The 9,269-nt window shown below is 71.1% G+C and carries 1 protein-coding gene; it reads right to left on the bottom strand.

Going from position 1 to position 9,269, the window contains the following annotated elements; translation table 11 throughout:
* A partial coding sequence (locus D7V88_RS34780) for a non-ribosomal peptide synthetase (protein ID WP_120544910.1) occupies positions 1–9,269 on the bottom strand: 9,269 nt, incomplete at both ends.

Consider the following 9,269-nt stretch of genomic DNA (forward strand, 5'->3'; position numbering starts at 1 on the left):
GCCGTTGGGCGTCAGGGGCAGGGTGGGCAGGGCGATGATGGCGGTGGGCACCATGTACCCGGGCAGGTGCTGACGCAGGTGTTCGCGCGGCGCCGCGGTGTCCAGCTCGGACGCGACGTAGGCCACCAGCCGTGCATCTCCGGGGACGTCTTCGCGGATGAGGACGACCGCATCCCGGACGCCTGGGTGCGTGCGCAGGACGGCTTCGATTTCACCGGGCTCGATGCGGTGGCCGCGCAGCTTCACCTGGAGGTCCAGGCGGCCCATGAAGTCGAGTGTGCCGTCCTCGCGCCAGCGCGCCTTGTCGCCCGTGCGGTACAGGCGTGCTCCGGGCTCGGGATTGAACGGATCCGGAACGAAGCGCTCCGCCGTCAGGTGCGGTTGTCCCAGGTAGCCCCGCGCCAGGCCTTCGCCGGCGAAGCACAGCTCTCCCGGCAGGCCGAAGGGCACCAGTTGCTGTCGCTCGTCGAGGACGTAGGCCCGCAGGTTCTCCAGCGGCCGTCCGATGATGGGCAGGTCGTGGGGCGTGTCCTGGAGGCTCCAGACGGTGGCGCTCACGGTGCACTCGGTGGGGCCGTAGGCGTTGAAGGTCCGGGTGCGTGAGGTGCGGGTGAGCTGTCGCCTGTGCACGTCGTCCAGCGCCTCGCCGCCCACGATCAGCACCGGCGGCACGTGCGCGCGCTCCAGCAACCCGGCGTCCAGCAGGGGCTTGAGTTGCCCGGGCGTGCAGTCCAGCACCTCCACGCGCGTCGCTTCCAACCACGCGAGCATCCGCTCCGGATCCAGGCGCACGTCGTCGGGGACGACGTACAGGCAGTGACCGTCGATGAGCTGGAGGGCCTGTTCGATGGACGCGTCGAAGTAGAGCGGCGCGTTGACCGTGACGCGCCGGCCCTGCTCCAGGCCCGCGAAGATGGACCGTGTCATCGCCCGGTGCAGGTGGAGCACGGAGCGGTGCCGCACCGTCACGCCCTTGGGCAGGCCCGTGGAGCCGGACGTGTAGATGACGTACGCGAGGTTTCCGGCCTGCGCGGACGGAGGTGGATTCTCCCGGGACAGGGTGGACAGCCGCCCCTGTTCGGCGTCGAGCCGCACCACGTGCGCCACCTCCGGGTTCCATTCCCCGGCGAGGGCGTGCGAAGTCACCAGCACGGTGGCGCCGCAGTCGCGCAGGAGCTGCGACCTGCGCGCGGCGGGCGCATTCGGATCCAGGGGGACGAAGGCGCCCCCCGCCTTGAGCACCGCCAGCAGCGCGACGATGAGCTCCGCCGAGCGCTCCAGGCACAGGCCCACCGGGACCTCCGGCCCCACGCCCCGGGCCCGCAGGTCCCAGGCGAGCTGGTTGGCGCGTGCGTTGAGTTCCTGGAAGGAGAGCGTCGTCTCTCCGAACACGACGGCGTCGGCTTGTGGGGTGCGGTCCGCCTGTTCCTCGATGCGTCCGTGCAGCGTGGCGTCGCGGTCGAAGTCCGTGACGCCGCCATTTCCAAGCTCCAGCAGGTGCTTGCGCTCCTCCGGCGTGACGAGGGACAGCGATCGCAGGGGCGCCTCTGGCCGGGCGAGCGCGGCTTCCAGCAGCACACGCAGGTGGGCGACGAGCCGGGTGGGGGTGGAGCGCTCGAACAGATCCGTGGCGTATTCGAGCGTCCCCTGGAACCCGTCCTCGCCACGGTGGAGTTCCAGGCTCAGGTCGAACTGGGATCTGGCGCGGCCGGCGATGGGTGCCGGGCGGAAGGTGAGCCCGGGCACCGACAGCTCCGCCACGGGTGCGTTCTGGAGCGCGAACAGCACCTGGAAAAGCGGCGTGCGGCCCAGGTCGCGCGTCGTTTGCAGAGCCTCCACCAGCCGCTCGAAGGGCACGTCCTGGTGTTCGTAGGCGCCCATCGTGTTGGTGCGCACCTGGGCCAGGAGCTCCCGGAACGTTGTCCGGGCACCGAAGCTTCCGCGCAGGACCAGCGTGTTGACGAAGAAGCCGATGAGTCCCTCGGTCACCGCATGGCGGCGGTTCGCGATGGGCGAGCCCACCAGCACGTCGTCCTGCCCGGAGTAGCGGTGCAGCAGCGCCTGGAAGGCCGCGAGCAGCACCATGAAGGGCGTCGCGCCCTCTCGCCGGGCCAGTGCCTCCACCTGCTCTGTCAGGTCTCGGGGCAGGTGGACCGGCACGGTGTCGCCGCGTCGCGTGGCGACGGCGGGCCGGGGCTTGTCGGTAGGCAGCTCCAAAGCGCGGGGCGCGCCTTCGAGCTGCTGCTTCCACCAGTCGAGCTGAACGTCCAGCGCCTCGCCCTGGAGCCAGCCGCGCTGCCAGAGGGCGAAGTCGGCGTACTGCACGGGCAGCTCCGGGAGCATGGGCGTGCGTCCCTCGCGCAGGGCTTCATAGACGGCGGTGAGTTCGTGGGCGAGCACGCCCATGGACCAGCCGTCGGACACGATGTGGTGCAGGTGGAGCACCAGCACGTGCTCCTGCGTGCCGAGCTTCAGCAGCAGGGCGCGAATCACCGGACCGCGTTCCAGGTCGAACGGGCGCTGGGATTCAGCCGTCGCGAGTCGCTCCGCCTCCCGCTGGCGTTCCGTGGAGTCCTCCATCCCGGTGAGGTCCACGCGCTCCAGGGGCACCTGGGCCCGGTCGTGGAGGTGTTGCACGGGTTGGCCCTCTTCCAGGCGGAAGGTGGTGCGCAGCGCTTCGTGTCGCGCCATCAGCGCGTCCAGGCTTCCTCGCAGCGCGTCCTCGTCCAGCGTCCCGAGGAGCGTCAGGGCGAAGGGCATGTTGTAGAGGCTGCTGCCCGGCTCCAACTGGTCGATGAACCACAGCCGCTGCTGGGCGAAGGACAGCGGAGGCGGGACGTCCCGCTTCGCCCGCGTCAGGGGCGGCAGGGCGGGGGTGGTCGCGTCCGGCAGCCTTCGCGCGAGGGCTGCCACGGTGGGCGATTCGAAGAGGGTGCGGACCGGGAGTTCCACGCTGAAGCGTGACCGCACGCGAGCCACCACCTGAGTTGCGAGCAGTGAGTGGCCGCCGAGTTCGAAGAAGTTGTCATGGCGTCCCACGGTGGGCACGCGCAGCAGTTCAGCCCAGAGGGCCGCGAGGCGCTCCTCGGTGAGGGTGGCCGGGGCCTCGTAGGTGCTCGCGGGCAGGTGCGACGCATCCGGGACGGGCAGGGCCCTGCGGTCCACCTTGCCGTTGGGCGTCAGGGGCAGGACGGGCAGGGCGACGATGGCGGTGGGCACCATGTACCCGGGCAGGTGCTGGCGCAGATGTTCGCGCAGCGCCGCGGTGTCCAGGTCGGGCATCACGTAGACCACGAGTCGGGACTGGCCTGGCGTGTCCTCGCGCAGCAGGGCCACCGCGTCCCGGACGCCGGGGAAGGCGCGCGACGTGGCTTCGATTTCACCCAGCTCGATGCGGTAGCCGCGCAGCTTCACCTGGAAGTCCAGGCGGCCCATGAAGTCGAGCGTGCCGTCCTCGCGCCAGCGCACCTTGTCGCCCGTGCGGTACATGCGCCCGCCGGGCTCGGTGCCGAAGGGGTCTGGCACGAAGCGCTCCGCGGTCAGGTGGGGGCGTCCCAGGTAGCCCCGGGAGACACCCTCGCCGGAGACGCACAGCTCTCCCGGCAGGCCGAAGGGCACCAGTTGCTGCCGCTCGTCGAGGACGTGGACGCGCAGGTTGTCCAGGGGCCTTCCGATGGTGGGCTGGAGCAGGGACGTGCCCTGGACGTTCCAGACCGAGATGTCCACGGTGCACTCGGTGGGACCGTAGGTGTTGAAGGTCCGCGTGCGCGAGGTCGCGGCGAGCTGCCGCCAGCGCACCTCATCCAGCGCCTCGCCGCCCACCAGCAGCAGCGACGGCAGGCCCTTGCGCTCCAGCAGCCCCGCGTCCAGCAGCAGCTTGAGCTGCGCGGGGGTGCAATCCATCGTGTCCACCCGGGCCTCCTCCAGCCACGTGAGCATCCGCTCCGGCTCCAGGCGCATCTCCTCCGGGACGGGGCACAGGCAGTGGCCGTCGATGATCTGGATGATCTGATCGATGGACGAGTCGAACGTCAGGGGCGCGTTGACGCCGATGCGCAGGCCGCGCGGTTGCCCCGCGTAGACGGTCCGGGCCATGGCGTTGTGCAGGTGGATCAACGAGCGGTGGCGCACCATCACGCCCTTGGGTGTGCCCGTGGAGCCAGACGTGTAGATGACGTACGCGAGGTTTCCGGCCTGCGCGGACGGAGGCAGATCCTCCTCGGGCAGGGCCGCGATCCGCGCGTGTTCGGTGTCCAGCCGCACCACCTGCGCCACGTCCGGACGCCACGCCTCGGCCAGGGCATGCGAGGTCAGCAGCACGGTGGCGCCGCAGTCGCGCAGCACCAGGGACTTGCGCGCGGAAGGGGTCCCTGGATCGATGGGGACGAACGCCCCGCCGGCCTTGAGCACCGCCAGCAGCGCGACGACGATCTCCACCGAGCGCTCCAGGCACAGGCCCACCATCACCTCCGGGCCCACGCCTCGGGCGCGCAGGTCCCGGGCGAGCTGGTTGGCGCGCGCGTTGAGTTGACGGAAGGAGAGCGTCGTCTCCCCGAACATCACCGCGCCCGCGTCCGGCGTGAGGGCCGCCTGTTGTTCGATGCGTCCGTGCAGCGTGGCGTCGCGGTCGAAATCGGAGACGCCGCCACTCCAGGTGCCCAGCAGGAGGTCCCGCTCTTCTTGAGGCAGGAGCGACAGCTCGCGCAGGGGTGCCTCCGGTCGGGCGAGCGCGGCCTCCAGCAGCGTGCGCAGGTGGGTGATGAGCCGCTCCGCAGTCGAGCGTTCGAACAGGTCCGTGGCGTATTCGAGCACGCCCTGGAACGCGTCCCCTTCGCGGGCCAGCTCCAGGCTCAGGTCGAACTGGGACGTGGTGCGGCCCCCGACGCGCGCCGGGCGCACGGTGAGCCCGGGCACGGACAGCTCCGGCACGGGGGCGTTCTGGAGCGCGAACATGACCTGGAAGAACGGCGTGCGGCCCAGGTCGCGCGTGGGTTGCAGGGACTCCACCAGTCGCTCGAAGGGGAGGTCCTGGTGCTCGTAGGCGCCCAGGGTCGTGGCGCGCACCTGCGCCAGCAGCTCCCGGAACGTCGTCCGGGGACCGAAGCGTCCGCGCAGGACCAGCGTGTTGACGAAGAAGCCGATGAGCCCTTCGGTCTCCGCGTGACGGCGGTTCGCGATGGGCGAACCCACCAGCACGTCGTCCTGCCCGGAGTAGCGGTGCAGCACCGTCTGGAAGGCCGCGAGCAGCACCATGAAGGGCGTCGCGCCCTCGCGCTGTGCGAGTGCCTCCACCTGTTCGGTGAGCCTTCGCGGCAGGTGCACCGGCACGGTGTCGCCACGCTGAGTGGACGTCGCGGGCCGGGGCTTGTCGGTGGGCAGCTCCAGGGCCTGCGGTGCTCCGTCGAGCTGCCGCCTCCACCAGTCGAGCTGTGCCTCCAGTGCTTCTCCCTGGAGCCATCCGCGCTGCCAGAGAGCGAAGTCCGCGTACTGCACGGGCAGCGCCGGAAGCCGGGGCGTCCGTCCCGCGTGGAGGGCTTCGTAGAGGGCGGTGAGTTCCCGCACGAGCACGCCCATGGACCAGCCGTCGGACACGATGTGGTGCAGGTGGAGCACCAGCACGTGTTCATCGGTGGCGAGCTTCAACAGCAGCGCGCGGATCACCGGCCCCTTCGCCAGGTCGAACGGCCTTCGGGTTTCGGCCGTCGCGAGTCGCTCCGCTTCCTGCTGTCTTTCTTCGGGGTTGTCCCACCGCGACAGGTCCACGCGCTCCAGCGGCACGGTGGTCCCGGTGTGGATGTGCTGGGCGGGCTGGCCTGCCTCCGTGCGGAAGGTGGTGCGCAGCGATTCATGCCGCGCCATGAGCGCGTCCAGGCTTCCCTGGAGCGCGTCCTCGTCCAGCGCCCCGAGGAGCGTCAGCGAGAACGGCATGTTGTAGAGGCTGCTGCCCGGCTCCATCTGATCGATGAACCACAGCCGCTGCTGCGCGAACGACAGTGGCAGGACGGTGGGACGGGGCGCGCGCGTGAGGGGCGGCACCCGGGACGTTCTCGCGAAGGTGGCAAGACGGGGTGCGAGCGCGGCCACGGTGGGCGCGTTGAACAGCTCGCCCAGGGGCAGCTCCACCCCGAAAACGCCGCGGATCCGCGACACCACCTGCGTGGCCAGGAGCGAATGGCCTCCGTGTTCGAAGAAGTCGTCGTGGATGCCCACCGTCTCCGGCTCCAGGCGCAGCACCTCCGCCCAGATGGCCACGAGCCGCGCTTCCATGGCGTCGCGGGGCGCCGCACGCGTCGCTTCGTCCGTGACGGCCGCTTCGGGCAGGGGGAGCGCCTTGCGGTCGACCTTGCCGTTCGGGGACAGCGGCAGGGCCGGCAGCTCCACCCACGCGGAGGGCACCAGCGGGTCGGGAAGCTGCTGCCGCGCGAACGCCTTCACGCGGTCGGTGCCACTGCCGGCTTCCGTGCACACCACGTAGGCGACGAGCCGCTTCTCCCCGGGCACGTCCTCGCGCGCCAGCACCACCGCCTCGCGGACATCGGGGGACTGGCGCAGCACGGCCTCCACTTCGCCGGGCTCGATGCGGAAGCCGCGGATCTTCACCTGGAAGTCGGTGCGCCCCATGAACTCCAGCGTCCCATCCTCGCGCCAGCGGGTCCGGTCGCCGGTGCGGTACAGGCGGGAGCCCGGTCGGGTGGCGAAGGGATGGGGGATGAAGCGCTCCGCGGTGAGGTCGGGCCGCTGGAGGTAGCCCCACGCGAGCCCGTCGCCTCCGACGTACAGCTCTCCGGGGACGCCCGGCGGCATGGGTTCGAGCGCGGCGTCCAACACCCACGCGGTGGAGTTGGCCAGGGGCCGGCCGATGGGCACGCTGCCCTCCACGGTGTCCCCGGCGCGCAGCGAGTGCGTGGCGGAGAAGGTGGTGTTCTCCGTGGGGCCGTAGCCGTTGACGAGCACGGCGTCGGGCGCCATCCGCGACAGGTGTTCGCGAACGCGCGGCACGGGCAGCACGTCGCCTCCCGCCAGCACCTGTCGCACGCGCGCAAGGGCAGGGCCTTCGTGCAGGACCATCTGTTCGAACAGCGCGGCGGTGAGCCACAGGGTGGTGATGCCTTCGGCTGTCAGCAGCGTGGCCAGCTCCGACAGCGACAGCGCTGCGGGCGGCGCCAGCACGAGCTTCGCGCCGTTGAGCAGCGGGCCCCAGACCTCCAGCGTGGATGCGTCGAACGCGACCGGGGCCACCTGGAGGAACACCTCTCCGGGGCCTGCGTGGAGGAAGGAGGAGCCCCGGACCAGCCGCACGATGCCCCGGTGGGGCACGGTGACGCCCTTGGGACGGCCGGTGCTCCCCGACGTGAACATCACGTAGGCCAGCGCTTCGGCCGGCACCCGCACATCCAGCGGCGTGACGGGCTGCTTCGCGAGCAGATCCGCTTCCGCGTCCAGGAGGACGAGCCATCCGGCCACCGCCGGCAGCTCCTCCGCCAGCGCCTCCTGCGTGACGAGCACGCTGACGCCCGCCTCCTGGAGGCTCCACGTGGTGCGCGCCGTGGGGGCCTTTGCCTCCACGGGCACGTAGGCCGCGCCGGCCTTGAGGATGCCGAGCAGGCCGGTGATGAGCTCCAGCGAGCGCTCTACGCACAGGCCTACCCGATCCCCCGGGCGCACGCCCAGGCGTCGCAGGTGGTGCGCCAGTTGGTTCGACTGGCGCTCCAGTTCGGCGTAGGTGAACTCGCGGGGCGCGGACGGGGCCGCGTCCGTCCGGAAGGCCCCGGTGCTCCCGGGGGCCCTCACCGCGATCGCATCGGGGGTGCGGGCGGCCTGCTCCGTGAACAGCGCGGGCACGGAGGCTTCGCGCGGGAAGTCCGTGGCGGTGCCGCTCCAGGTCTCCAGCACCTGTTGGCGTTCCTCGACGGTGAGCCATGGCAGGCGGGAGAGTGGGGTCGCGGGGGAGGCCACCGCGGCGTCGAGCAGCCCGCGCAGGTGCCGGGACATGCGGGCCACGGTCGCGGGCGCGAACAGCGCGGTGTTGAAGTTGATGCCACCCGCGAAGCCTTCCGGCGCTCGGTGCAGCAGCCACTCCAGGTCGAAGCGGATCGCCCCCGGGTCGGCGTTCATCGGCTGGAGCGAAAGGCCCGGCAGCTCCAGCTTCGGCAGGGGGGCGTTCTGGAGCGTGAAGGTGACCTGGAAGAAGGGCGTGCGGCTCGGGTCGCGGGTGGGGTGCAGGGCTTCGACGAGCTTCTCGAAGGGGAGGTCCTGATGCTCGTAGGCGCCCAGGGTGGTGTCCCGCACCCGCGTGAGCAGCGCGCGGAAGGTGTCCTCCGCGTGCAGCCGGGTGCGCAGGACGACGGTGTTCGCGAAGTAGCCGATGAGCGCTTCGGACTCGGCGTGGCGGCGGCCCGCGATGGGGGAGCCCACGAGCACATCGTCCTGTCCGGCGTAGCGGCCCAGCAGCACCTGGAACGCCGCCAGCAGCACCATGAACGGTGTCACGCCCTCGCGCCTCGCCAGGGCTTCCAGCGCTTCGCTCGATGCACGGGGAAGCGCGAGGGGCATGAGCGCGCCCTGGAAGGACTGCCGGGCCGGTCTCGGATGATCCGTGGGCAGCTCCAGGTGGGACGGCGCTCCTTCGAGCTGCTGGCTCCAGTGGCCGAGCTGGTGCTCCAGCACCGCTCCTCGCAGCCAGTCGCGCTGCCACAGGGCGTGGTCGGCGTACTGCACCGGAAGTTCGGGCAGGGCCGAGGAGAGGCCCCGGGAGAGGGCGGCGTAGAGTGTGCCCATCTCTCGCACGAGGACTCCGGTGGACCAGCCATCGGAGACGATGTGGTGCTGGTTGAGGACCAGCACGTGCTCGGTGGGTGACAGCTTCAAGAGGAGCGCGCGGATGAGGGGGCCCTGCTCCAGATCGAACGGGGTCCGGGTCTCCTCCAGCAGGAGCCTCGTCGCCTCCGCACGACGCTGCTCCGGGTCGGTGATGCTCACGAGGTCCAACTGTCGCATCGGCAGCGGGAGGACCGGGTGGATGACCTGTTCGGGGGTGCCTTCGCGCGCGCGGAACGTGGTGCGCAGGGCTTCGTGCCGGTGCATCAGGGCGTCGAAGCTCCGTCGCAGCGCGACGAGGTCCAGCGTGCCTTCCAGCTTCAGGGCGAACGGTACGTGGTAGGCCGCGTCCACGGTGCCAAACTGGTGGATGAACCACAGCCGCTGCTGGGCGAACGACAGGGGCAATACGTCGGGTCGTTCCCTGCGCGTCAGCGGGGGGAGGGCGGGCG

Source organism: Corallococcus terminator (assembly GCF_003611635.1).
Lineage (GTDB): Bacteria > Myxococcota > Myxococcia > Myxococcales > Myxococcaceae > Corallococcus > Corallococcus terminator.